Source organism: Myxacorys almedinensis A (assembly GCF_010091945.1).
Lineage (GTDB): Bacteria > Cyanobacteriota > Cyanobacteriia > Leptolyngbyales > Leptolyngbyaceae > Myxacorys > Myxacorys almedinensis.
Map to the genome: position 1 here is coordinate 188,102 of NZ_WVIE01000007.1, position 25,385 is coordinate 213,486.

22 protein-coding genes are annotated in these 25,385 nt (G+C 51.3%); 12 read left to right on the plus strand and 10 right to left on the minus strand.

Translation table 11 applies throughout. The features are described 5' to 3' along the window. Nucleotides 1–379 precede the first annotated feature (379 nt). The 3 genes from psbP to GS601_RS08245 all read left to right on the plus strand — a co-directional run bounded on the left by psbP (nt 380) and on the right by GS601_RS08245 (nt 3,002). On the plus strand, nt 380–928 hold the full coding sequence (gene psbP, locus GS601_RS08235) for a photosystem II reaction center PsbP (protein ID WP_162422777.1): 549 nt from the start codon (nt 380–382) through the stop codon (nt 926–928). Between the two features lie 104 nt (nt 929–1,032). Then, nucleotides 1,033–1,689 carry a Maf family protein gene (locus tag GS601_RS08240; RefSeq protein WP_162422778.1) on the plus strand — a complete coding sequence of 219 codons (657 nt, stop codon included), beginning with the start codon at nt 1,033–1,035 and terminating at the stop codon, nt 1,687–1,689. A 233-nt stretch (nt 1,690–1,922) separates the two neighbouring features. Then, on the plus strand, nt 1,923–3,002 hold the full coding sequence (locus GS601_RS08245) for a serine/threonine-protein kinase (RefSeq protein ID WP_162422779.1): 1,080 nt from the start codon (nt 1,923–1,925) through the stop codon (nt 3,000–3,002). A gap of 93 nt (nt 3,003–3,095) precedes the next feature. On the opposite strand, the gene ppc is transcribed toward GS601_RS08245, so the two are convergent. Then, a complete protein-coding gene (gene ppc / locus GS601_RS08250; RefSeq protein ID WP_162422780.1) occupies nt 3,096–6,188 on the minus strand; it encodes a phosphoenolpyruvate carboxylase in 3,093 nt (1,030 codons plus the stop codon). Between the two features lie 166 nt (nt 6,189–6,354). Beyond that, a complete protein-coding gene (locus tag GS601_RS08255; RefSeq protein ID WP_162422781.1) occupies nt 6,355–6,597 on the minus strand; it encodes a hypothetical protein in 243 nt (80 codons plus the stop codon). Nucleotides 6,598–7,106: 509 nt separating this feature from the next. Here GS601_RS08255 and GS601_RS08260 point away from each other — a divergent pair. Then, nucleotides 7,107–10,229, plus strand: coding sequence for a DUF1574 domain-containing protein (locus GS601_RS08260; RefSeq protein ID WP_162422782.1), 3,123 nt, complete (start codon nt 7,107–7,109; stop codon nt 10,227–10,229). Between the two features lie 29 nt (nt 10,230–10,258). On the opposite strand, the gene GS601_RS08265 is transcribed toward GS601_RS08260, so the two are convergent. Next, nucleotides 10,259–10,828, minus strand: coding sequence for a YIP1 family protein (locus GS601_RS08265; protein WP_338016994.1), 570 nt, complete (start codon nt 10,826–10,828; stop codon nt 10,259–10,261). Nucleotides 10,829–11,058: 230 nt separating this feature from the next. Between GS601_RS08265 and GS601_RS08270 the strand changes: the two genes are divergently transcribed. From GS601_RS08270 to GS601_RS08285, 3 genes are all read left to right on the plus strand, one after another. Next, the gene (locus GS601_RS08270) at nt 11,059–12,111 is read left to right on the plus strand and encodes a hypothetical protein (protein WP_162422783.1); all 1,053 of its coding nucleotides are present in this window, start codon (nt 11,059–11,061) and stop codon (nt 12,109–12,111) included. A 246-nt stretch (nt 12,112–12,357) separates the two neighbouring features. Further along, nucleotides 12,358–13,050 carry an ABC transporter ATP-binding protein gene (locus GS601_RS08280; protein ID WP_162422784.1) on the plus strand — a complete coding sequence of 231 codons (693 nt, stop codon included), beginning with the start codon at nt 12,358–12,360 and terminating at the stop codon, nt 13,048–13,050. Beyond that, a complete protein-coding gene (locus GS601_RS08285; protein WP_162422785.1) occupies nt 13,050–13,850 on the plus strand; it encodes an ABC transporter permease in 801 nt (266 codons plus the stop codon). Before GS601_RS08280 ends, GS601_RS08285 begins: the two co-directional genes overlap by 1 nt. A 110-nt stretch (nt 13,851–13,960) precedes the next feature. Here the strand turns inward: GS601_RS08285 and GS601_RS08290 are convergent, their stop codons facing one another. Both GS601_RS08290 and GS601_RS08295 read right to left on the minus strand, forming a co-directional pair. Continuing rightward, nucleotides 13,961–14,671 carry an HAD family hydrolase gene (locus GS601_RS08290; protein ID WP_162422826.1) on the minus strand — a complete coding sequence of 237 codons (711 nt, stop codon included), beginning with the start codon at nt 14,669–14,671 and terminating at the stop codon, nt 13,961–13,963. Nucleotides 14,672–14,777: 106 nt separating this feature from the next. Further along, nucleotides 14,778–15,638, minus strand: a complete 861-nt coding sequence (locus tag GS601_RS08295) for a class I SAM-dependent methyltransferase (protein ID WP_162422786.1) — start codon at nt 15,636–15,638, stop codon at nt 14,778–14,780. Nucleotides 15,639–15,941: 303 nt separating this feature from the next. On the opposite strand from GS601_RS08295, the gene GS601_RS08300 reads away from it, so the two are divergent. Continuing rightward, entirely contained in the window at nt 15,942–16,562 is a 621-nt protein-coding gene (locus GS601_RS08300; RefSeq protein ID WP_238393149.1) for a DUF2141 domain-containing protein, read from the plus strand. Between the two features lie 4 nt (nt 16,563–16,566). On the opposite strand, the gene GS601_RS08305 is transcribed toward GS601_RS08300, so the two are convergent. After that, the gene (locus tag GS601_RS08305) at nt 16,567–17,175 is read right to left on the minus strand and encodes a DUF4126 family protein (RefSeq protein ID WP_162422788.1); all 609 of its coding nucleotides are present in this window, start codon (nt 17,173–17,175) and stop codon (nt 16,567–16,569) included. 179 nt (nt 17,176–17,354) lie between these two features. Here GS601_RS08305 and GS601_RS08310 point away from each other — a divergent pair, with 179 nt between their 5' ends. Next, nucleotides 17,355–17,732: a tetratricopeptide repeat protein gene (locus GS601_RS08310; protein WP_162422789.1), complete on the plus strand. Its 378-nt coding sequence runs from the start codon at nt 17,355–17,357 to the stop codon at nt 17,730–17,732. Here GS601_RS08310 and GS601_RS08315 read toward each other — a convergent pair. Then, nucleotides 17,726–18,469 carry an SDR family NAD(P)-dependent oxidoreductase gene (locus GS601_RS08315; protein ID WP_162422790.1) on the minus strand — a complete coding sequence of 248 codons (744 nt, stop codon included), beginning with the start codon at nt 18,467–18,469 and terminating at the stop codon, nt 17,726–17,728. The two genes, GS601_RS08310 and GS601_RS08315, sit on opposite strands and share 7 nt — an antisense overlap. Nucleotides 18,470–18,797: 328 nt before the next feature. Here GS601_RS08315 and GS601_RS08320 point away from each other — a divergent pair, with 328 nt between their 5' ends. Next, the gene (locus GS601_RS08320; protein ID WP_162422791.1) at nt 18,798–19,931 is read left to right on the plus strand and encodes an agmatinase family protein; all 1,134 of its coding nucleotides are present in this window, start codon (nt 18,798–18,800) and stop codon (nt 19,929–19,931) included. A gap of 4 nt (nt 19,932–19,935) precedes the next feature. Beyond that, complete coding sequence (locus GS601_RS08325; protein ID WP_162422792.1) at nt 19,936–20,346, plus strand: hypothetical protein; 411 nt, start codon at nt 19,936–19,938, stop codon at nt 20,344–20,346. A gap of 23 nt (nt 20,347–20,369) precedes the next feature. On the opposite strand, the gene abc-f is transcribed toward GS601_RS08325, so the two are convergent. Further along, complete coding sequence (gene abc-f / locus GS601_RS08330; RefSeq protein WP_162422793.1) at nt 20,370–22,355, minus strand: ribosomal protection-like ABC-F family protein; 1,986 nt, start codon at nt 22,353–22,355, stop codon at nt 20,370–20,372. 120 nt (nt 22,356–22,475) lie between these two features. After that, nucleotides 22,476–23,267 (minus strand): M15 family metallopeptidase, encoded by a 792-nt coding sequence (locus tag GS601_RS08335; RefSeq protein ID WP_162422794.1) that lies wholly within the window; start codon nt 23,265–23,267, stop codon nt 22,476–22,478. Between the two features lie 351 nt (nt 23,268–23,618). Here GS601_RS08335 and GS601_RS08340 point away from each other — a divergent pair, with 351 nt between their 5' ends. Next, complete coding sequence (locus GS601_RS08340; RefSeq protein ID WP_162422795.1) at nt 23,619–24,803, plus strand: SGNH/GDSL hydrolase family protein; 1,185 nt, start codon at nt 23,619–23,621, stop codon at nt 24,801–24,803. Nucleotides 24,804–25,094: 291 nt separating this feature from the next. On the opposite strand, the gene GS601_RS08345 is transcribed toward GS601_RS08340, so the two are convergent. Beyond that, nucleotides 25,095–25,385: transposase (locus GS601_RS08345; RefSeq protein WP_162422796.1), on the minus strand; the 291-nt coding region annotated here is incomplete at its 5' end.

Genomic DNA, 25,385 nt, shown 5'->3' on the forward strand with positions numbered 1-25,385 from the left:
AAAGCTGGCACTTTGCCTTGAGGTTGACCCTACTCGGCGTAACGTCCACGAGAATTTTACCCAAATCGGGATCGGGATCGACAGGTTGTCACTAAATGTCAAGCCGGATGTTTCGTAATTAGCCTTTTATTTTAATCGGCTAGCGATGGCTTCTACCCATGGAATCTCTGATTCATTCTGCCAAATCAGCAAAAGATTGGTAAATAATTGCGATCGCTCACGACAAGAGAGATGGGACAATAGGAAAAACTTACGCCCATTGGTTGCGGTCATCTTGCCTGATCTTAAGCCCACGTTAAGCCCACGTCAGGCACTCGGAAGATGAGCCAATGGGCGTAAAATGTTTTTTGAGTCGATCGCGTCGTTAGGAAACAGAGAAATGCTGAGACGAATTGTTGCTATCCTGCTGGTTGTCGTTGCGTTGGGTTTGCAGGGTTGCGTTTCGGGAGGCGTCACTGGAATGAAAAGCTTTTCTGACAGTACGGATGGCTATCGGTTTTTGTATCCTAATGGTTGGCTTCAGATCAGTGTGAGTAATGGACCTGATGTGGTGTTTCACGACATTATTGAGCAAACCGATAATGTCAGTGTGGTGATCAACCCGGTGCAGGGCAAGACAACGCTGAGCGATTTAGGAACGCCGAGCGAGGTAGGTTACCAGTTGGGCAAAAGTGCGATCGCGCCGCCTGATTCGGGGCGAACCGCAGAATTACTTACGGCGGAAGCCCGTGAGGTGGCAAATCGGCAATATTACACGCTGGAGTATTTGGTCACGCTGCCCGACCAAACGCAGCGTCATAATTTGGCAAGTGCGATCGTTTTTCGCAATAAGCTCTATACCTTCAATGCCTCGACACCAGAAGTTCGGTGGGGCAAGATGAAAGACGCGCTGGAATTGGCGGTGCGATCGTTTTCGGTTGACTCTTGATGGGACCGGACTGAATTTGGCTTGATCGGGTCGGTTTGGGGGATTTGGGAAGAGAGACGGGATGCGATCGCGTTTCTACGGGGCGGCGTATTTGGTTAGTTTTTATGATGATTCCTTTTGTTTTGGCATCTGCATCGCCTGCCCGTAAACGATTGCTGCACACCACAGGAATTGAACCGTTGGTGTATCCCAGCGATTTTGATGAATCGCAAGTCAAGGTGACGAATCCATTAGAATTGGTCGAAATTTTGGCGCAGGGAAAGGCAGAGGCAACGATGAGAGCGCTTTTTTCTCGCCAAGCAGAACTTCCCCCCGGTTTTTTTTCCCGCAATCCAGGTTTCATTCTCGGTTGCGATTCAATCTTGGCAATTCATGGTGAAATTCATGGCAAGCCCAAGGATGCTCAAGACGCGATCGCACGCTGGCAAATGATGCGGGGGCAGGTGGGCGAACTCTACACGGGTCATGCACTCTTGCGTCCTTTCACCACCGAACAAGGCTCATTAATGCCCTATCCATCGATCGTGCGAACCCAAATAACGCGAGTTTATTTTGCAGAAATTAGCGATCGCCAAATCGAAGCCTACATCAATACCGGGGAGCCGCTTCACTGTGCGGGCTGTTTTGCCTTAGAAGGTCGAGGGGGGCTATTTGTTGAAAGAATTGAAGGCTGCCATACAAATGTGATTGGCTTGAGTCTACCGCTCTTGCGGCAAATGCTCAGCGATGCAGGCACGGATATTATTGATTACTGGAGCTAGTTGCAAACTCCGTATTATTTCTGAGAAGTAGATTTATCAAAACCGTGAAGATTTTTCCCGCTCTGCAAATCGCTTCCTACACTAGAGATACTCCCGATGCCTGACATGAGTAGCAATTTTGACAGGTACCTTCTGCCTAGGGCACCTCTCCTGGGGTAGGGAAGGCTGGGCTGGGTAATCTGGGTCGTAGATCACCCATTCAATTGAGATACCTTTGGTCTTTTTTTTCTGCAATGACTCCTCCGCCCGCTGATTTTTCCAACCTGCGTGCTGAACTCTTGGAACAAACCCATCTCGGACGAATGTGCAGTTCCAAGCAACTGTTGTGCGATCGCTACGAAGTTCGCAAACTGGTCGGTCATGGCGGATTTGGCGTCACGTTTTTGTCGCGAGATACAAAGCTTCCCGGAACTCCCGTCTGCATCATCAAGCAGCTTTCGCCCAAAGTGCGCGATCCCCGTCTCCTAGAAAAAGCGCGGCAACGGTTTGAGCAAGAAGCAAAAATTTTAGGTCAATTGGGAACCCATTCTCAGATCCCGCATTTGCTGAACTATTTTGAGATTGAAGGCGAATTTTATTTAGTTCAAGAATATGTACGAGGTCTAACCCTGAGCAAGAGCATCCGTCGCGGCGGGGTATGGTCAGAAGAGCAGGTAAAACAGTTTTTGAAAGCCTTTCTGCCCGTATTGCACTACGTTCACAGCAATCATGTCATTCACCGAGACATCAAACCCTCTAACATTTTGCACTGCCATGAAGACGGGCGATTGGTTCTAATTGACTTTGGGGCAGTCAAAGAAAAGGTGATGACCGTCGATCCGGCAACCTGCCGAACCTTCTCCACTCACTTTATTGGAACCGTAGGATTTGCGCCTCCAGAGCAGCTTTCTCTGCGCTCTGTATTTGCAACGGATCTCTACGCCTTGGGCATGACGTGCCTCTTTCTCCTGACGGGTAAGCCGCCTCTAGAGTTTGACTACGAGCCACGCACAGGCGAAATTTTGTGGCAGGGCGATGTGCAAGTGAGTGATTATTTTGGGCGAGTTTTAGCCCGCATGTTAAAGGCATCGCTCAAAGAACGCTATCAGTCGGCAGACGAAGTATTCCGGGCGCTGGAGCTAGAATCCCATGTGCAGACGTTGCTACCCTGCATGAGCAACCAGCCCCTTGCTCCCGTTGCAGAGCCACCCCACCCCAAAGAATTTGTGTCGCCAATCATCCGCACGGCAAATGCCATTCGCGAGTGGCAAGCGCGCCTCGAAGCAAAACGCATTCGGGATGGGGAACGGCGTAGGCGTATGACGAAACCTTAGATCAAATCTAAAGACGAGCCGAAAGAGGTTGAGCCGCGCGTTTCTGCCAATACCAGTCAATCCTGCCTCGTTCTCGCCGGTGTCCCCTCTAGATCATCCTGTGTTTCTCATTCCAGCGGCAATACCGTTGATCGTAAGCAGCGCGCCTCTAAGGAGTTCGCCTTTGCTATAGCGCGATCGCACCACGCCCGACGATGCCAACGTCTTGTGTTGCCGCAACCGCTTGATCAACGACACCTGCAAGAACCCCAGAGGAACAATCGTGCCGTTGCGGAGTTGTACCGATCGCTGCAATTCAGGATCACCATCGAGGAGTCGGCTATGCCCTGTGATGGTCAGCACTAATCTGCGCGTCAGGTAAAACTCGTTACGGATCTGCTCAAACACCGGCTCAAAGCGCTCCCGATCTTCTGGGAGAGTCAGTTCTTGAACGTAGTAACTGGCAATTTGCAGATCAACTTTAGAGAGGGTCATCTCAACTTTAGAGATCGCCATTTTGAAAAACGCCCACTTGTAGTAGAAGTAGCGCAGCAGCGCAAGATGCTTTTCAGGATTCTCGTCTAGAAACATGTTCAGCGCTGTGCCAACGCCATACCAGGAGGGCAGTAAAAATCGGCTCTGAGTCCAACTAAACACCCAGGGAATAGCGCGCAAACTGCTGAGATCCTTTTTGCCGCCGCGACGGGCAGGACGAGAGCTAATTTGCAGTTGGCTGATTTCCTCAATCGGCGTGACTTGATGGTAAAAATCAACAAAATCAGGCTGTTCGTAGATCAACGCCCGATAATGAGTGCGCGATCGCTCTGCCAATTCTTCCATCACCTCATGCCACGGCTGAATATCATCAAAGCCCGTCCGCAGCAAACTGCCTTGGATCACTGCCGTGGTCACCGTTTCAAGGTTATAGAGCGCCAAGTCCTGCAACGAATATTTAGACGCCAACACCTCGCCTTGTTCGGTGATTTTGATTCGTCCGTTGACGCTGCGCCCCGGCTGCGCCAAAATCGCTTCGTAAGCCGGGCCGCCCCCCCGACCGACCGACCCCCCGCGACCATGGAAGATTCGCAGCGCCACGCCATAGCGATCGGCAATGGTTTGGAGGGCTTGTTGGGCTTTGTGTATTTCCCAATTGCTGCTCAAAAATCCGGAGTCTTTGTTGCTGTCAGAGTAGCCCAGCATCACTTCTTGCAGAGAAAATTGTGCTAAATCTTCCTGCTCTTTGCGCTGTTCATACTGCTCAAATCCGCCGGACAGCATCGCCCGGTAGAACGGCAGATCAAACATCCCAGTCATGATGCCCGGTGCTTTCTGCAAGTCTTCTACCGTTTCAAACAACGGCACAACTCGCACCGTACCCACTCCAGTGACCGGATCGTACAGCCCCGCTTCTTTAGCAAACAGCAGCACTTCTAGCAAATCGCTGATGTCGTGACTCATGCTGATGATGTAGGTTCGGCAGATATCGAGACCAAACTCTTGTTGCAGCTTGCGAATCATGCGGAACGTTGCGATCGCTTCTTGAGTCCGCTCCGAGAAGGGCATCCCGGCGGGGATCAACGGTCTACGAGTCTGCAATTCGGTAATCAGCCACTCACACCGCTCTGCTTCCGTCATCTCGTGATAAGACTTCGGCAACACTTGCAAATACTCAACGATTTCATTCATCGTCTCAGCATGGCGGGGGCTTTCTTGCCGCACGTCGAGATGAGACAGGTTAAAGCTAAAGATTTCCACCTGAGCAATGAGATGCTCTAGATCGCGGCAGCTTAGACCCGTTTCAGAGAGATTGCGCTGAATCAGGTGGAGTTCGAGGAGAAAATCACTGCCAGAGCGATAAAACGTCAACTCATCGTACTCTGGAAGGTCTTGCACCAGGAAATCGCCGCTATAGAGAACCTGATTGCGATCGTAGGTATTTTGCAACCGTTGAGCAATATAGGCAAGCTTAAGGCGATAGGGTTCTTGGCGGTAGCGAATGGCAAACTGCTCGTAGACCGCTGGCATTCGCTGCTGATCTTGTTCGAGCGATTCTAATAAATCGGGGAGCACATCGCTCCAGTGCAGCGAAAGACTAAGCAAATCACTCAGACGCTTGACCGATTCGAGATATTTTTCCAACACCACCCGGCGCTGATAACACGCCGTTTGCCATGTGATGCCAGACGTCACCGAGGGATTGCCATCGCGATCGCTGCCCACCCAAGACCCAAACTGGCAAAAGTTACGCCGTGGCATCTGCATCGATGGAAACGACGCATGCACCGTTTGTTCAAGCCGCTTAGACAGATGAGGAATAGCATCAAACAGCACGTCGCGGAAATAGTGCAGGGCATTTTCCACCTCGTCTAACACCGTGGGCTTAAACTGGTGCAATTCGTCTGTGCGCCACCACAAGCGGATCTCTTCGGTTAACTGTTCGCGCAGGCAGTCGGCTTCCCACGATGACGATAGCCCGATCGCTTTGAGGCTATCTTCAGTGCGATCGAGTTCGCGCAAAATTTTGACGATGCGGCGCTGCTTATCGCGAATGGTGGGGCGCACAATCTCGGTCGGATGGGCGGTAAATACCAGCCACACATCTAGCTGATTGAGCAACCGTTGAATCTGCTGAGGCGGAACATTGAGTTGCCGCAACCGAGGAAACAGCCAGCGAAACGTGCCAATTTCCCGTCGGGAGGCGTCTTCATGAAGGCTGCGCTCTAGAAAATCCGCCTCTGGTCGGTTGGTCGCTTCTTCATCTTGGCGACCGCTAATTTTTTCAGGAGCCGCCGCACCTTCACTCGCCACTCGATACTGAATTTGCTGATCCCGTTGCTCGTAGTGCTGCTCAACAATGTTGATCAACTGAAAATAGAGGGCAAACGCTCGTGCTGCCCGAATCGCTTCATTGAGGTCGAGCTTCTCAACCACTTGCAGCACTTCTGAGCCGGTAAACGTGGTGGCCTGCCCTTCGGGCGAGCACATGTGGCGCAACTGGTTGAGCAGGTCTACAAGGTCTTGACCGCACTCTTGCCTGAGAACCGCTTCCCAGAGATCCTCAACGGTTTTGACCCGAAGTCGCAAAAATAAATCACTTGTCATCAGCGCAGAGGTCGTCAGGGTAGCATTTTCTGTCTGAGGCAGAGCGCTGGTATCTGTGGTGAGACCAGAAAGAACATCATCTTGTGAGGGACGGATTGAACTCATAGAAGATAGTCCAGCAGGAGTCTTAATGGAGGGCAGAGCGAGACGATAGACGGTGGAGGCTCATCTTGAATGGTTGAGGGCTTGATGAATTTTTGAATTATCGGATAACTGCCCTCAAAATTCAAAGAATTGGGTTAGGAATGGATTGGGTTAGAAATGGATTGGGCTAGGGTTGATCGGGAGAAGGAGCGGCAGACGCTTCAGAAAAATCTAGCGTGGGCAGCCGATCGCCGCGAAAAATTTCTTCGCTCATTGCGCCGATGTCTGCGATCGCACTTGCCAATGCCTGGGCACTCACCAGCCCAACAAGGACTGGAACAGTAGCGGCACTCAAAACCAGACCTGAAGGAATGAACCCCAGCCGCAACGAGTCGCGATCGCCAGCCGAAGATAAATCAGTAGATTGCATAAATATTAGTCCTGAATGGGTTTCTAATTAGTGATTAAAGTAGCGTTTAGCCAACCTTGTCAAACTCTTGTCAAACTAGCGTGAGGAGCCAACGCTGTGATCCAAGAGATTTTTAAAGTGGCACGTTTTAGCAGTGTTCTTGTACACTTCTGTCTGTAGCAACTGTCTGTAGCAAGAAACACCTAAGATTTGGAATCCCTTATGCACTATCATTTGAGATTGCTAAATCCCATCCGCAGCACCGGCGAGCACCATTCTGGAGCTTGGTGCAACCCATTGGGTAAAACCCAACAGGCGAAAATCAACGGGTGAAAAAAGTCTTCACCGATGCAGTGGCTTGTGCATACCATAACAAAGAAAAGATTACGAAAATCAAAAGTCACTGTAAAAAGCAATGTAAAAAGCAACGTGTGTGAAAGCCTGTACCCATTCGAGTCATCCTATTTTTTCAGTCCCATTCATTTCAGTCCCATCCCTGTGTCGTGGAATTGTCGAAATAGAGCAATTTGATGTTAAATCCCCCTGAGCATAAGCCCACTGTGTCCGACCCGATTCGCCGTCAGCCGTCGTTGATGCAATGGCTGCACCGAGTCGCAGGAGTGCCCAACGTTCTGATTCAGGTTCGCTCTCGCGGCAATCACCTGTACCTTTTGTATGAAGCGAAAGACTGCCCTAGCCAGCCTGTGGTGCTGGCTCAGATGGTGCAGGCGTTGGCACAAACTGACCTCCAGACGCTGCTCCCCGCCGATCAGCCGACCGTCTATCAGGTCGTGCTCTATGGGCGTGCTCAGGGAGAATCGCGCCCTCAATGGGGAGAGGTGATTCACCTGAACCAACTGGATCGCTACGTAGAAAAACTTCAAGATGCCAAGACCGAACGACGGGCGATCGCCATCGATTCATCGATGATTGTTTCAAATTTTAGTTTGGCGAAACAGGGGCATTCTGACGCGATCGCACGCTATCTCAGCGAAGCCTTCAGCAACTTGGGCGTTGCCGTGCGTGCCAATGTCAAATCGGTTGTGCTGCCCGACGATCCAAAGCTGCCGCAGATCGTCAATTTATCATCGGTGTTCACCAGTGCTCAAGCCCTGACTCCCAAAGCCCTGCTCAATCGCCTGTGGATTTTGTGCGAGTCTGCCTACAGCCCTGATCCGTCGTTGATGGCAGAACCGATCGCTCAGAAGCTGCGAGATTTAGAACTCAATGGGTTTCGAGATGCGATCGTATTTAGCCAAGTGCAGGGCGAAGCTGAACCCGATTGGACGCTGAGAATTGATTTAACCCCGCCCAACGAAATGTTAAAAGAATGGGCGCGGTGGGGGGATGTAGCCGCGCTGACGCGCTTGCTCAATCGGGTGTTTTTTGAGCAGAGCGTGCAGGTTTCGGTAGACTTGATGGACATCACCCTGCATATTTCCTGTCAAGGGAAAAGTGTGCCCGACAAAGCAAGAGTGCTGGCAACCCTGATGCCCTTACTCGAAACGATCGCGCCTCAAGGCATTCACTGTGCGACGGTGTACGGCATCGGAGATGAAACCAGAGACCATGCCGATGAAGACCCGACCTCGCTTGCCCCTGCCTGGGTCGAGTGGCTCAACCTTCCCGCCGCCGAGCATCCGGCGCTTGCCGATGCCACACACGCCTTAGCCAAACAAGGAGATCTCAGCGCGATCGCCTTCCAACTTACGCGCCTGCTCAACCCCGATCTCGATCTCCATCTAGCCACAGGCGGCATTCGGATTCAGCTTCGCCAACGAGACGATCTGATGCATGTGATGACCGATGCGCCGACCTGTCCGCCGCAAAACACGGTGACAACCACCGTCGCAGACTTTTTCAAAGCGCTCGAACTTCCCGACCTCGAAGGAGCGCGAGTCTACGGACGCCGTGCTGGGCAATCTCACCCCCTGTGGAGCTATGGTGTAGATTTTGTCAAAAGCGAGGACTCTGGCATGGCGCTGCGCGCTAATCGCGTGGTTCCCGAAGCAACGCCGGAATTTGCCGCCTCCGATGCCTACGTGGGCGATCTGCTGAGCCGAGATCCCGGAACCTTGACTCTTCGCCCGGATGGAACCGGGCAAGATGGTACGGTCTTTCGCGATCGGGTGATTGACGCCTTGCAACGGCTCTTGGTACGATCGCATCTGTTTAGCCTGGAAACCCCCACCGCCTTATCTAGCTACGAAAAGCCAAAAGCGGTGCTCACCCATGAGCGCAAAGTAGCGATCGTGTGGGGAACCCTGGGTCTGTTGTTTACCCTGCAATCTGATTGGGTGTTGGGACAGTTGCTCAAGCCCAATGCCCACGCTCAGCCCCAACCCTCACCAACGGTGACACTGCCGTCTTTAGAGCGCACACCAGAACCCCTAAGCCTGCCTCAGCTTTCGTTGCAGAAGTCGGGTGGATTTACCGGAGAACCCGGATCGAGCGATGCTGGCTTTACGCAAGACGGGCAAACCGAAATTGCAACCGCCGCGCCTACCCCATCGCTGGAGCAACCAGGCAGTGCCCCCAAAGCGCTTATGGCATCGCCCCTCAGACCCAAAGCCGCCGTTGATCCCTCGCGATCGCCCTATCCGGCGTTCAACGCGCGGCAGCTAGATGAAAAACTGGTGCTCTATCGGCAGTACGTGGCTCAATTTGGCGCACCCGATGTGTTGATTGTCGGCAGTTCTAGAGCCATGCGAGGCATTGATCCTGTGGTGCTTCAGCAGACGCTGGCAACGCAAGGCTATCGCGATCTAAAAATCTTTAACTTTGGGGTGAATGGGGCAACGGTGCAGGTGATCGATCTGATCGTGCGGCGAATTTTGCCGTCGGAGAAGATGCCAAAGTTGATCTTAATTGCCGATGGCTCACGAGCGTTTAACGGGGGCAAAGCAGATGTCACGTTCAACGCGATCGCGTCGTCTGCGGGCTTTAAAAAGCTCCCCGATGCGTCCACCGCTTCGGTCACCGTTGCAACGACGCCCACAGAGGCGTTTACCAAACCTCTAGAAACGATTTCTCAGACCAATTCCGTCGTGGCTGACAGCTATCAAACGTTTAATAATCAGCTAAATCAGTTTTTTAGCACCCTTTCTGTGGCGTATGCTCAGCGCGAAAAAATGACGGCTTTCTTGCAAGAGGGGTTCAAGCAGCAGTTGGGGCAAAGCTCGACCGCCGTTGAGGACGAGACCATCGTGCTAGACGGGCAAGGATTGATCGACATTAATGGGTTTTTGCCGCTCTCGGTGCGGTTTAACCCGACAACGTACTACCAAAAATATTCTAGAGTTCCGGGAAACAGCGATGCAGATTATGCCAATTTTTCCCTCGAAGGGCAGCAGTTTGAGGCGCTGCGATCGCTCTCAGCATTTACGCGATCGCAGAACATTCCTCTGGTGTTTGTCAATCTGCCCCTCACCGAGGTGCACCTCGATCCGTTCCGCCAAGAACGGGAACAGCAGTTCCAGCAAAAAATGCTGCAAGCGTCAGGAGAGTTGGGCTTTACCTACCGCGATTTGCTAGACAACTGGAAAGCCGACAATGACCTGTTCTCCGACCCCAGCCACCTCAATCGCTACGGAGCCTATGTCGTCTCCCAACATATCGCCAAAGACCCCCTAATTCCTTGGACAAGACGATAATACTTGGATCGCCCAGTTAGATCGCCCCATTAGAGCACCCAGTTCGCCACCTGCTGCCCTAGAATTTGAATCGACCCGATCACAGTTTGAATCAATAAAAATCCGACCACAGAAATAAGGGCTGCCTGCCGGGTACGGATATCAAGCGCCTGCCGAATGGCGACAATTACCGCAAGCAATCCCCAGAGTGCCAAAAAAAACTCGATCGGCGTTCCCAACAGGGGAATCAGGGTCAAAAAATTCAAGATCTGGGGAGCATACGCAAAGCCCAGCGGACTCAGCAGATCGCCGTAGGTTGGGTCGATAGGTTTCATCCACTGCCCCACTTTCCAAATCGTAAACGTCCAAAAATAATAGCCCGCTACAACGCTCGCACCGTTGAATAACAGGGCCAAGATAAACACCGGGGTGCTTGCCCGATTGACGATCAAAATTACGGCATACCCCAGCATATGCGAGAGGGCAGCTATCAGGACGATGATCAGCGCCCAGCGACGATTTCGGGGCGTGTCATGAGCGTTTTCGTAGAAGTCTGACCTCAGCATCAAGGCATGGGCTAAGGTCTTCCAAAAGCTTTTTCGGTAAGATTTAGGACTCACGACAGATTCAGAATCGGTTTCATTACACTTTAGCCTCGCTTTAACTTAGCCTCGCTTTAACGGTCGCTGCGATCGCGCGAACCGGGGCAAAAGCGAACCCCCGCAGCAGAGATCTCTATCCCCTTGGCGAGGAGATGCTGCGATCGCATAAAGTTTGAGCGCACCATAACCTTCGCTTTGGTATTCAGAGATACTCTACTTTATAAGCGGTATCTAACTAACTAAATGAAATGCTTCAGTTTGTTAAGCGACTTCTATCCCATTTGCAAGGCGAAACCCTAAAGCTGTTTGGTTTAGCAGGAATCTTGCTGCTGATTTGGGGAACCCTCGCGCCGATCGGAACACTGGTTTGGTGGGTCAGCCAAAGTGCAGAAAGTTTGGGCTTAAAAGAGGAGGAGGAACAAAAGCGCCTGCGATCGAGCAATTCAGCCAGCCAGGGCGCAACCGGATCGGCTAACTCTAAGGCGGCTAACTCTAAGATCGATTGCTACATCGTTTACCTGTCGGGAGTTGGAGATTTTTCGACAGATCAATTGTTGTCAGGCGAAAAGTTTTTCTTGGATCAACTAGAGCAGCTTCATCCAAACTGTGTCACCGTCCGCGATGTGTTTCCCTATTCGGCTGCCAACGAGAGTTTAGGGGGGCAACGGCTGCTCGCTCCGCTTTGGGAGGCAATTGAAGAAGCGGATGGCTGGCTCAAAAATGCGGATGTCTTGATCAAAATTCGCAATTTGTGGCGGTTTGCGATCGCGGCAGACGATCGCTACGGCGAAGTCTATGGGCGGGGAATCGCTACCGCCATTGTCGATCGGATGAATGCCGTTCATCCCGTTTCATCATCACCACGTCAGCCGATTAATCTGATTTTGCTAGGCACCAGTGGCGGTGTGCAGGTCGCCCTAGGAGCCGTTCCTTACCTCCACGATCGGCTTCCAGCCAGGCTAACCGTTGTGTCCCTTGGGGGCACTTTTGATGGAGAGGCAGGGTTTGAGACTGCCGACGAGGTTTATCAGCTAAAGGGTGACAATGATTGGGTGCCGATCCTGCCTCGCGTGGTGTTTGCCTCCCGGTGGCGATGGACAATTGGCTCACCGTTTAACCAGGCTCGACAGCAGGGGCGGTATCATTTTTTAGAGAGTGGGCCCCACGAGCATGATGGCGATCAAGGCTATTTTGGCGTCGAGAACATCAATGGAACAGAAACGACTTATGTAGGATTAACCCTGCAAAAGGTCAACCAACTTCCGATCTGGTCTAGAAATGAGAAGACGACCACACCTTAGCCCCAGACCTGTTCTCCGATCCATTTCAACACCTGTGCCAAGGGTGCCAACCTCGACCCAGAGGTGATGTATTGCTTCGTTGTTCTAAATCCTCATAATGTAAGCCTGAAGCTTTAAACCTGCTTTTTCTCCCCTCCGAGGTAACGGCACACACCATCGCCGTGATTGAGCCAGACTGCACCAGGGTGATAGAGAACAGGGTGATAGAAAAGCGCGTCGATCGTTACTGTTTTTAGGGTGAGGGTAATGGTAAAAGAACGTTTATCCAGCAGCGTTGCGTTTGGCAGGGCGATCGCGCCTTTGTTATCCATCCAAAGACTCAGCCGCCGCATCCAAAGCGGTTGGATTTGGCAAGATATCGATTTTGAGGTGTGGGCAGGCGATCGCATCGCCGTCGTCGGCCCTTCTGGCGGCGGCAAAAGTTTACTGCTCAGAGCGATCGCAGGATTAGATTCGGTGCAGGCAGGACAGATTGTATTTGACGGCAAGCCTCTAACACAATGGTTTCTGCCCCGCTACCGAACTCAAGTCCTCTACCTGCACCAACGCCCGGCACTGCTAGAAGGCACAGTTGAAATGAATTTGCGATCCGTCTATCAATTCGCCGCACATCAAGATAAAACCTACGATCGCCAACCCATTTTGAATGACTTAAAGCAGTTTGGGCGAACCGATGCATTTTTAGAGCGCCCCATTGCTGCGTTATCGGGCGGAGAAGCCCAGATTGTGGCATTTTTACGAGCATTGCAGCTTGCTCCGGATGTGTTGCTGCTCGACGAACCGACCGCTTCTTTAGACGCAGAAACTGCCACGCAACTTGAAGCTCTTGTGGAACGTTGGCACGCTACAAATCCTCACAGGGCTTATCTTTGGGTCAGCCACGATCCGCAGCAGGTTGCTCGCATCAGTGATCGACAAATCTACCTTGGTAAACCCTAATGGAAAGCTCTTATATCCCAATTAGCAATACTCAACTAGCGCTATCAGCAGCATTAATTGTGATTAACATCGGATTGTCTTGGGCGCTTCGGTTGGGGTTAGAGCGCCAATTGTGGATTGCATCATTCCGAATGGTAGTGCAACTGTTGTTGGTCGGATTGGTGCTGCAATGGGTTTTTACATTGAGAGATCCATTGTGGGTATTATTTGTCATGTTGCTAATGACAAGCATGGCAGGCATCTCGGCTGTGAATCGAACTCGTAGACGATACCGTAGCATCTACTGGAATAGCTTTTTGTCAATTTTGCTGGCTGCATTCACTGTGACGAGCCTGACGGTCAACGGCATCATTCAAGCACCGCTCTGGTACGATCCCCAGTATTTCATTCCCTTACTGGGAATGGTATTAGGCAATGCCCTGACCGGAACCTCACTAGCTTTAGATCGATTTATGGAAGATCTAGCGAGTCGGCGCGACCAAATTGAGGCGCTGTTAACGCTGGGCGCAACCCGTTGGGAAGCGGCTCACAACACGATTCGAGATGCACTGCGAACGGGAATGATTCCAACGATTAATTCTATGATGGTGATGGGAATTGTGAGTCTGCCTGGCATGATGACGGGTCAGATTTTGGCGGGGGCAAGCCCATCTGAGGCAGTTCGCTACCAAATTGTGATTATTTTTGCGATCGCAGCCGGGACAGCCCTCACGACGATCACCATCATCGTATTGTCCTTCTATGCATTATTTAATTCCAGCCATCAACTTTGTTTAGAGCGGCTCCAGACGGTGCGTTAGCAATCTGTCACAAACCGCTTGTCACAAACTGCTATGTTCATCCTTCAAATGGCTTCACTGGTTTGCCATGCCAACGGCGCGCACCTCATGCCCAACTCATATAAGCACGCCTAAACCCTCACCCCACCTTCATAAGTCTCCTGCACACGATCTAATTCCAAGTCTGAAAGATGATCAACCGTCCAATTCGCGCGGCGCTGCAACATGTGAAATGGGTACGTATTTGCAACGCCCAAAACAGGCACCCGAGCGCGTTTCGCCGCCTCAATGCCAGCAAACGTATCCTCGATCGCAAGGCACTCAAACGGCTGCAACTGGAGGTCGGAAAAGGTGTGGTTTAGCTGTGCGATCGCCAACAAATAGCCATCGGGTTCGGGCTTGCTTGGGGTCACGTCATCCCCTGAAACAATCACCGAAAAGTAGTGGCGTAGTTGGGCGCGCTCTAGCACAAGCTCAATCTCAGCGCGAACGGCTCCACTGACGATCGCCAGCTTACAAGTTGTCCCCTTTAACTTGAACAGCAAATCTTCCAATCCCAGGTAGATCGGCAACGTTTCTAGCGCTTGCAACTGTTCAACATATGCCCTTGCTTTTCGCGTCACCAACGTTTCTAAATAGGCATCCGTCACCGTTCGCCCTCGATGGGTGAGCAAATCTCGTAGACAAGCGCGATCGCTGCGCCCCAAACAGAATTCCCGAAATTCCCCAGCGTTAGGGCGCAAATTTTCTTCAATTAAAAGCTGTTCAATCAATCGCTCGTGCAGTGGCTCATCATTGATAATGACTCCATTGAAATCGAAAAGGATGGCTTTGAGGGACATAAACACCGTTCTACGCATGAGGAAGAAACGCGATCCGCGTCTCGTCGTTCTCTTATAACTTACAGGGTTTCGCCACGTCCGACTCTAGTTGGTAAATCAGACTCCTCTAGCCGATCGCCCACTGCTCCATCGCCTCAGTGCGATCGCACTCTACCATCTCAAGCTCTGTGTCAGGAAGCGGCTTCACCCCACGGGTAACCTGATGTATCCACCAAAATTCTTGGGTCTGAATGGCTCTAAAGCCTGCTGTGCCCATCCAAGCATCCACACTTCCCTGAGCATACGCTTGAATATAGGGTTCCTCAAAAATTTGGGTCAACCATTCGCTCTGCCGCAAGGTTTTTTGATTGCCATCGAGCATCAGCACTTCGCCACCTGGTTTGAGCAATCGAAAACATTCTTCTAGCACAGCCTGAGCGCGATCGGGCGGCAGTTCATGAAACAGCAGTGAAGCCGTAATCAAGTCAAACGATGCAGGAGCAAACGGTGTGGCTTCTGCGGTATGGTGCTGCCAATCAATGTTTAAGTGTGCTTGTTTTGCTTTATGCTCTGCGACAACTAGCATATATGGTGATAGATCAATTCCCATCACATCAGCGTTGGGAAAAGTTTGTTTTAGCATTAGCGTTGTTGATCCAGTTCCGCATCCTAAGTCTAAAATGCGTGATGGCTGGACTTGGATCGAATCGATCAGACTTTGACGCACCCACGTTTCATTAGGAGGCAAAACATACTGGGTGATCGGGTCGTAAGTGACCGCAGCGCTGATGTTGAGATAGCCCCCTTCGATGCTGTGAAAATGCTGAGTGTAATAGACAGGATAGGTAAGATTAGGATTGCGGAAGCGATCGCTTTCGGCTTGCCAATCGATGCTATCTGCAAATCGGCGCAATTCCTCTTCGTTGATGAAAAATCGCACAACGGGAGCGAGATATTGCTCAAAAATCGTATCTTTACGAACAGGCATAGAAGCGCACTCAAGGAAAGCGTCTTCTAAAGTGTACTGAACTTTCTCAAAATGCGGCGCTAGGAGTTTCGGGCGTTGCTGCATTCAAGATCTGATACCAAATTAATCTGTAAATGCTACAAACGTGCGACCTCCCTTAACCCCTCCTTAGTCAGGCTACCGTGTACACACACATCGATCGCTCATTTGATTCCCCTAATCGGGATAAAGGGGTGCCCCTTTTCACCACTGTCTTTCACGCGACGACTCCAAAACCAGACTCACGACGGGCGAAATCGCACCAGTGTTCTATCGGTTTTGGCTATGAAGCAATTGCCTTACTGCCTAGACTACTGCGATGTATGGCTCGGCTTCGTTTCTTTCGCACTTGCCGCAGGTGCGCTTTCGTTGGAGACTCACGTTAATATAAAGTTACACAGTTTAGAGAGCCATTGCGAAACAAATAGTATGGTGAAATTACTTCAAGGTGGTGCTGCCTGGCTAACCGTTTTAGGCAGCTTGGTAGGTGCAACCGTGATCGGCGCATCCCAAGCTCAGGCAGAGACAACCCGGCTGAAGGTAGAGATCGATGGACTCCGCAGCCAGCAAGGGCAGGTGTGCTTTAGCATTTTTGCCAACAGCCAAGGCTTTCCCACCAAGACTGCTCAAGCCGTCCGCAACCAGTGTGTCAAGATTACCAACCGTCCGTTTCAGGTCGAGTTTCAAAACCTGAAGCCCGGCAGTTATGCGATCGCAGTGCTGCACGATGCAGATGGCAACAGTCAAGCGAACCGAAACGCGCTAGGCATCCCAACCGAGGGCTTTGGTTTCTCAAAAAATCCGGCAATCCGACTGGGAGCGCCTAGCTTTTCAGAAACCGCCTTTCAAGTCTCAGGGACAACAACTAAGATTCAAATTCGGTTGAACTATTTACTAGGAGGATAGGTTACTAGGAGGATAGGTCGTTCGGCGGTTGGCGAGACTGGAACCGAGCCATAAGCTGCACCAGTTTATAGGCGGCAAACCCCAACACGGCGATCACCAAAGTGCCAGCGAGAACAGGCACCGTAAACGCCAACACCGAGAGCAAGATAGACGCGACCAGTTCTAGCAGCGCAAACATTGGATTGGCAAGTCCGCCCGTGGCGGCGGTTGAGGTGCCTCGCAGCAGGTTGAGCAAGCCTTTCGTTAGCCCGGCAGTGCCACCACCCGCTACGAGGGCAAGCGTCCACTGCACGAGGGGGTTCATCTCTGGTGCAACCGAAGCGGCAACCACGGTGCCTGCCAAAATCGCTGCCGGAGTTGCGAGCACGTCCAACGCATGATCAAACCAGGGAATCGAGTATCCAACCACTTCTAAAACCGACGCGATCGCAAACAAGGTCAGCGCTTCTGGATTTTCGATCCAGTCAAAGTTGGGCGGCAGATCATAGTGCCCCAACACAGACACAGCGCTTAATGCCAGCAACGGTATGAACACTCGAAAGCCAGAGGCAGCGCTGAGGCTGATGGCGAGGGCAAGTTCGATCAAAAAGTGCGGGTCGAGAAATTGCTGCACAGAAGGTTCTCCGCTAGCTTTGCGCTATTAGTTTCACGTTGTCACTTTAAGTGTACGGCGCACCCCAAAGCTCTACCAGACGAGAACCGAATCCCTTGGAGTAGAGGAATCTCCCCCAGACAGCTACGCCGTTTTCTTTCACACTAAATTCATAACGTATCAATTTTGGAGAGGGTTCGATGGATGCAGCAGGGTGGGAGCAGCAGGGATGCCAGCTTTGTGAGCGAGAACATTATGCCGCTGCGATCGCAGCATTTGACCGTGCGATCGCAGGTGATCCAACCTTTTCAAAAGCTTGGAATAGCCGAGGCAACGCCCTTTCGGGGTTAAAGCGATTTGCGGAGGCGTTGGCAGCGTACGATCGGGCGGTGCTGATGCAACCCAACTATCATCAGGCTTGGTTTAATCGAGGCTTGCTGCTAACCGAAATGATGGCGTATGGAACCGCCCTAGAGTGCTTTGATCGGGCAATTGACCTTCACCCTGATCCCTGCTACCTGCACGCTAGGGAAACTGTTTGGCTAAACCAAAAGCTGACTCCATTTTTAGTTTATTGATCGGTCGGGCGGATCAAAATTTCATTGACGTTAACGCGAGACGGTTGAGTCACAGCATAGAGAATCGCCGCTGCAATATCCTCACTTTCTAGCGGCGTTATTGACTCAACCCAAGACGTAACCCGCTCTTTTGCCGATGCGTCTGTAATATGGTCGGTCAACTCGGTGACGACGGCTCCCGGTTCAATCATCGTCACGCGAATCTTATCTTTGTGGACTTCCTGGCGCAACGCTTCAGAAAATCCATTGACGCCCCATTTCGTCGCGTTATATACCCCCGATCCCGCTTGGGCAATGCGCCCCGCAACTGAGGAGATATTGACAATGTGCCCTTCACCTTGAGCTTTCATGATTGGAAGCGCAGCATGAGTTGCGTACATTAAGCCAAGAACGTTGGTATTAACCATGCGCCGCCAGTCTTCGGTGTTTGCGCCATCGATCATTCCCAATAGCATCACGCCTGCGTTGTTCACTAAAATATCGACGCGATCGTACTGAGCTTTTGTCTTGTTTACCAGATCGTTTGCCTGCTGCTCATCGGTGACATCTCCCACGATCGCATAGGCTACGCCTCCTTGGTCGCTAATGCGCTTCACCAAAGCATCTAGTCGGTCGGTTCTGCGTGCCGAAACCACAACCTTTGCCCCCGCATCTGCCAGCGCGATCGCAGTTGCTGCCCCAATTCCGGACGATGCTCCGGTTACGATCGCAACTTTTCCAGCTAAGTTTCCAGACATAATCTTCCACAGTAAAATTCTCGATGCTTCGTGCCATCGAGCTTAACCAAGGCATCTGCCGATCACATGCCTCTTGCGATGGAACTCTGTCCGGCGTTGCTGATTCTAATGTTGCCTCCCATCTGCCCACCCAGGGTAAAAGCGCTCGTCGTGGGTTGGTCATCCCCTTTGATCCCGATGAGGCGACGATAGACTAGTAGAGTGTCAACTTTCAGTAGTTTGAGTAGTTTGAGTAGATAAGTAAATAGGCTAACTCCCCCCTTCATCCTTAACAAACCAATACTAAACCCTCAGAACAACAGCAACGAATCACCCTAGGAACGGCTCAATGGCAACCAGAGAAGAAATCCTGAAAACCTTTAATCCCAACGATCTTGGAGTAGACAACGGCAACCTGCTAGGGCTACCCTTCGACTACGACTCTGCCAATATCATCGTTTTTGGCATTCCGTGGGAAGTGACGGTTTCCTATCGTGCTGGCACTGCTGCTGCCCCTCAAGCCATTCTGGCTGCCTCTCGCCAACTCGATATTTTTGACTTTGACCATCCCGACGGTTGGCAGCAGGGGATCTTTATGACAGCCATTTCGCCCCACCTTCAAGCAAAAAATGCGGCTCTGAGAACAGAGGCGGCGCGACTGATTGAGCATCTAGAGCAGGGAAGCGCGATCGCAGAAAACCAGGAGTTAGCCCAAACGCTGCACACGCTGAACCAAGAATGCCAAGCCATGAACCAATGGCTGTTTGAGCAAGCTCAAGCGGCGATGAATCAAGGCAAACAGGTTGCAGTCATGGGCGGCGATCATAGCGTTCCGTTGGGATATATGCAGGCATTAGCAGAACGCTATTCTGACTTTGGCATCTTGCATATTGATGCCCATGCCGATTTACGCGATGCTTACGAAGGCTTCCAGTTCTCCCATGCCTCGATTATGTTCAACGCCTTAAAGCTGCCTCAGATCTCGAAATTGGTGCAGGTTGGCATCCGAGATGTGTGCCATGACGAAGTGGAAATCATTGAGCGATCGCAAGGACGGATCAGCGCCTATTACGACCCCATGCTCAAGCAAAAAATGTACGCCGGGATGTCATGGCTCGACCTTTGCCAACAAATGGTCTCAGAACTGCCGCAGCATGTCTACATCAGCTTTGACGTAGATGGGCTTGATCCTAAACTTTGCCCAAATACCGGGACTCCGGTTCCGGGAGGGCTAGAGCTAGAGCAAGCGTTTTGTTTGTTTCGCGAAGTCGTTCAAAGCGGACGGCAGATTATCGGATTTGATGTGTGTGAAGTCGGTGATGGAGAATGGGATGGAAACGTTGGAGCCAGAGCCGTTTACAAGCTCTGTAATTTGATGGCATTCTCCCGGTCTGGTGGTGCTGATGGTGGATTGAGCAACGCCGCCCTTCTGAAGCCGTTCCAATATGACAAGATGAAACAAGGTGTTTACCGCGAGTCGTAGCCTGATGTCTTCTACTTCCTCTTTCGATATTGCCCTCAAACGCTTGATGGATACCCGTCTTGCCTTACTGCGGCTGCACAAAGCGCTGCTCGATTCAGAGCGCGGAGAATACGAGCAAGCCCATGGGCGCATTCGCTCGACGGGTGAGTTTTTTCAGCTTGTGCTGGATGATGAATGGTTTCGCTGGTTGCGCCCGATGTCGCAGTTTATCGTGCAAATTGATGAGGCAATGAGTGCCAAAGAGCCAATGAGCTTGGAGCAAACAAAAGATTTGTTAGAACAAGCGCGGCGTTTGCTTCAGCCATCTCAGCAGGGAACCGTAGCAGAGCAAAAATACGATCAGGCAATTCAGCGCGATCCGGATATTGCCTTCATGCACGCCGAACTTGCCAACCTGCTTGCCTCTGAGATTTAAGGTTGATTGGTTTTTTCATATTCTTAAGCATCAATTTCTGACAGTTCTAGCCATCGCTCGGTTGATGTGTCGATCTGCTCGCTTAGCATTGCCAACTTCTCAGATAGCGATTGCAATTCTGTAAACCCTTCGGGTGGATTGTTGTACAGCGTGTATTCTACTTTAGATTTTTCCTCCTCCATTTGAGGAATTTGAGCTTCGAGGGTTTCTAGTTCGCGCTTTTCTTTGAAGGTAAGTTTGCGCGGCTTGTGATTAGCAGATGTTTGGTGTATCAAGTTGGCAGCAGGCGGCGCTTTTGAGGAGGCATTTTGCTGCGATCGCGGCTCTGCTTTCCGGCTCTGCTTTGCCAATTCGGATGCTTTTTCAGTTGCTTCTTCTGCGGTTTTGTAGTCCAGATAAACCGAATAATTACCCGGATATTGGCGCAGATTGCCACCCGGTTCTAAAGCAAAAATGCGATCGACCGTGCGATCGAGGAAGTAGCGATCGTGGGAAACGGCAATCACACATCCGTTAAAGTCTTCTAAGTACTCCTCTAATACTGCCAATGTCTGCACATCTAAATCGTTGGTTGGCTCGTCTAAAATCAGTACGTTTGGCGCACTCATCAAGACTCGCAAGAGAAACAGCCGTCGTTTTTCCCCACCCGACAGTTTGTGAATTGGGGCATATTGCTGGTTGGGTGGAAACAAAAATCGCTCTAACATTTGCGACGCAGTAATGACTTCACCATCAGACGTTTTAACCAATTCTGCAACGCTTTTGAGATAGTCAATCACTCGCTGATTTTCATTTAAACTATCCTGCAATTCATCAGAATGTTGATCAAAATAGCCAATGTGAATGGTGCTGCCAATCTCAATCCTACCGGCATCGGGTTGCACTCGTTGGGTGATCAGATCCATCAACGTCGATTTGCCTGCACCATTGCCACCAATAATCCCAATTCGATCTTCAGGATTAAATAAGTAAGTAAAATCTTTGATTAACGTCCGATTAGCTCCGGTTCGCGACGGGTGAGGATAGGACTTAGAAATATGATGCAGTTCGATCACTTTTTTACCGATCCGCCGCCCTGCTGTTGCAATTTCAACTTTGCCCTGAGCTTGCTTAAACTCGGTATCTTGCATCTCGTGAACGCGATCGATGCGCGCTTTTTGCTTGGTACTCCGCGCTTTAGGACCGCGTTTGAGCCATTCTAACTCTCGCCGCAGCACGCCCTGATGTTTACGTTGGGTGCTGGCTGCCGAGGCTTCGGCGTCTGCTTTTTTCTCAAGATAGTAAGAATAGTTGCCGCTATAGGTAAACAGATCGCCGCGATCGAGTTCGATAATCCGATGGGTCACGCGATCGAGGAAATAGCGATCGTGGGTGACGAGCAGCAACGCCCCGCGATAGCGAGCCAAATAACTTTGCAACCATTCGATCGACAGGGCATCCAGGTGGTTGGTTGGCTCATCCATCAGCAACACATCGGGTTCGGCAAGCAGTGCCGTTGCCAACGCGATCCGCTTGCGATAGCCGCCAGAGAGTTGACCGATGGTGGCATCTAGATTTTCAATCCCCAACTTGGTGAGAATAATTTTGGCTTGCGTTTCAACATCCCACGCCGCGATCGCATCCATGCGTGCCGTTACGCGAGAAAATCGTGCCATCAACGCATCCATATCGCCTTCAGCCTGGGCGAGTTGCTCGGTCAGGTGCTCGTACTCTTTCACCAGGGTCATTTGCTCTCCCCCATCTGCAAACACCTGCTCTAGCACCGTCAGATTTTCATCTAGGTCTGGCTGCTGGGGAAGATAGACAATCTGGCTGCCCGATGGCGACACAATCTGCCCGCTATCGAGCGGTTCTAACCCTGCGATCATTTTCAGCAAGGTAGACTTTCCAGACCCATTGGTGCCGATCAAGCCGACTTTCTCGCCTGCTTCTAGGCTAAAGCTGGCATCGCGAACAACTTCTTTGATGCCAAAATCTTTTTTGATCGATTGAACCGTTAGAACACTCATGCTGACCTAAGAACACGAACCACTGATCAAACGGTAACACCTGTTTCGCGTCTCAGGGTCGCCAGAGCCAAGCTGGCGATCGCTAGAACCGACAGCCAAAATCTACGCCTCAAACCGGGATTAGCTACGATTTCGGCGGGCGCTGGCAAACACATGCAGGGCATGAGGTGAGCCGATAAATCGCCAATGCCAAGGCTCATAGATAATTTGCTGAGCATTGTTCGACTGAAACGATAGCTCAAAGTTAAAGTCTTGAGCGTGGGTCGTTAGCCATCGAGACGCCGCCGTTTGGGCAAATGCCGAGGTGATATCGGTGCGGGGAGCGCGACCATCGCCAATATCAATCGCGTATCCGGTGTGATGCTCGCTGTAGCCAGGGGGTGCAACACTTTTAGCGGCTCTTTCTAGCCCCCGTTGCTGGACGCGATCGCGAAACAACATCGCCTGCTCATTGACGCTACGAAAGCCAGAAATTGGCACAAGCGAAACATTGTTGGCGGCGGCTGCCTTCACCATTTGCTGCCATGCGATCGCAGCTTCTGGTGCCAAGGTTTCAACTCGGCGACCATATTTGCCAATCTCTACCAGCGTTTGTACATCGGCTTGGGGATAAGGAAAATGCCCCAGTTTTGGCGGCGCAACGCTCGGAGATCGGCTGGGCAGAGTTGGCGGCTGACGGGGAGACTCAAGAGGCGGAGAGGGGAAGGGCGGCGAAACTGACGGTTGGGCAGGGGTGCGCCACGACCCAACGGGCGGCTCCTTTGCCAACTGAATTGGGGCTGCCAACGTGTGCCGAATCGATGCGCCCAGATTTAAACCGATCTGATTGCCATTTAGAGCAACCACCCAGCCAAACGATGTCAGGGCAACAATAAGTAATGCTTGCGATCGTAGCCACCTTAAAATTTTCATACCCAATACATTTAAGTCAGCATTGGTACCAACACCCGTTTAACCACTGTAACGTTTAGACACGGGTTCATCTCATACAATGACTAAGAAGCAGCAGGCATCGCCAAAACGTTAACCAGCGTTGCAGTCTAAATTGCCCGCTTTGAAAACCCAGTCGAAGCTATCTCTTTAGCTCTTTTCGCTCGTGATAGGAACTAAAAAACTCCTGTTTTTCTCGCCTGCAAAAGAAAGACTAGGGGTGAGGGTCTCTGGGAAAATTACGCAAGTCTTAATGTTAAGTTTACACATTAATAATGCTCCGTTTCTCCCGTTTATGTGCAGTGCTGTCATACCAAATTTCTTGTGAACTTCATGAACAAACAACTCACTCTAAACTTTGACTTCCCCAACCTCAGCGTTTCTCTCCCTCCTGACCTGCTCTCGTTCGATTTGAGTGAGCTATCGCGCAAGTATACCGTTGAGCTTTCTGATGCCGCGCCGTTGATTGATGCAGCTAACTCCTTCCTTCGCGAGTTGTCTAAAGGGGGAAGCTTTTCCTGGAGCATCGACCTTAAAGCCCTCGGTTTCGATTGCCAGCCCGCCGCGCCGCCCATCAGCCAACTGGTGATTTTTGGAGACAGCCTTTCGGATCGGGGCAACCTGTTTGGGGTGACAAGTCAGCAATTTCCTCCCAGCCCTCCCTATTTTGAAGGGCGCTTCGCCAACGGTTTGATTTGGGCAGATTATCTCGCTCCCCAGTTGGGCATAGACAGCGATCGGATCAGCAGTTTTGCAGTCGGAGGTGCAAAAACGGGGCGAGAAAACATCGCGACGACTCTATTTGGTTTACCTGAAAGCCTCAACTTACCGGGAGTGCTCGATCAGATTGATACCTTCGCCGCAACAACAGGAGCTTATGGCGCTGATCCCCATGCTCTCTACGTGGTTTGGGCAGGGAGCAATGATCTGTTGAATTTGCCGCCCGATCCGCAAGGTGCGATCGCAGGCATTCGGCAGGCAGTGTCTAATATTTCCACAGCGATTACCAAACTAGCCGACTTGGGGGCAGAAAGAGTGCTCGTGCCCAATTCCATCGATTTAGGGTTAGCGCCGTTTCCGAGACGCAATGGCGTTGCTGCCCAAGCCACACAAGCCAGCATCGGGTTTAATCAGGCGCTCAACCAAGCTTTGACGGCTTTAGAACCCGCTCTAGGCATCGACATTATTGAAGTCGATCTGTTCAGCATCACTCAACGGATTGCCGCCTCTCCTGGAGAATTTGGATTTACCAACATCACCGATCCCTTAATCGAGCAACCCAATTCGAGCAATCCAGACGGATATTTTTGGTGGGATCAAATCCATCCGACGACTCAGGTTCACCAACTTGCTGCTGATGCGTTTGAAGCCGCGATCGCGCAATCTGCCCCGGTCTCAAATGGACGAACCCAAGCTTCTCCAACCGAGCGTTTAATCGGTAACGGGGTTGGTTTGCACCATCCCCTAGTCACATCCCCTGCTGTCAATCGATTCGCAGAGAGTCCCCTTTTCGTCTAGAGCGTTGTTGCGTTAGATAGGGCGATTAGCGCAGAGCGCAACTCCGTAGGAACCGCTTCGAGTTACCCGCAAGCGATTATGTTGAAAGTCAAGAATCAAATAGAAGTCAGATGAATCAGAGAAAGTAACACTGGAAAGCAATTCAAAGCATGACAAAGTGTTGGCTCATCCATCCTTGTTGTAGTTGTGTTTAGCCAAGACTTTGTGGTTGAACCAAGATGAGTTTTGCTGCGCTCAACTCGCTCCAACTCAAATCAACCCAAGCCAGAAGGATTGCAGGCTCACCCCACTTTAGGCAGGAGCTTGCCAGGATTTACCATCACGAATCATCGCATTGAGGATGCGGAGTAACTTGTGCATACAGGCAATTAATGCCACTTTCTTGATCTTTCCTTGACTGAGCAGGCGTTCATAAAACGCTTTGAGCTTGGGATTGTATCGCACAGCAGCCAGCGTCCCCATGTAGAGGCCAGCCCGACCATTCGCACGCCCACCCCAAATCGTCCGACTGCCTCGACACTTGCCACTATCTCGGTTGAACGGAGCAACCCCCACTAACGCACTGATGCGTTTATCACTCAC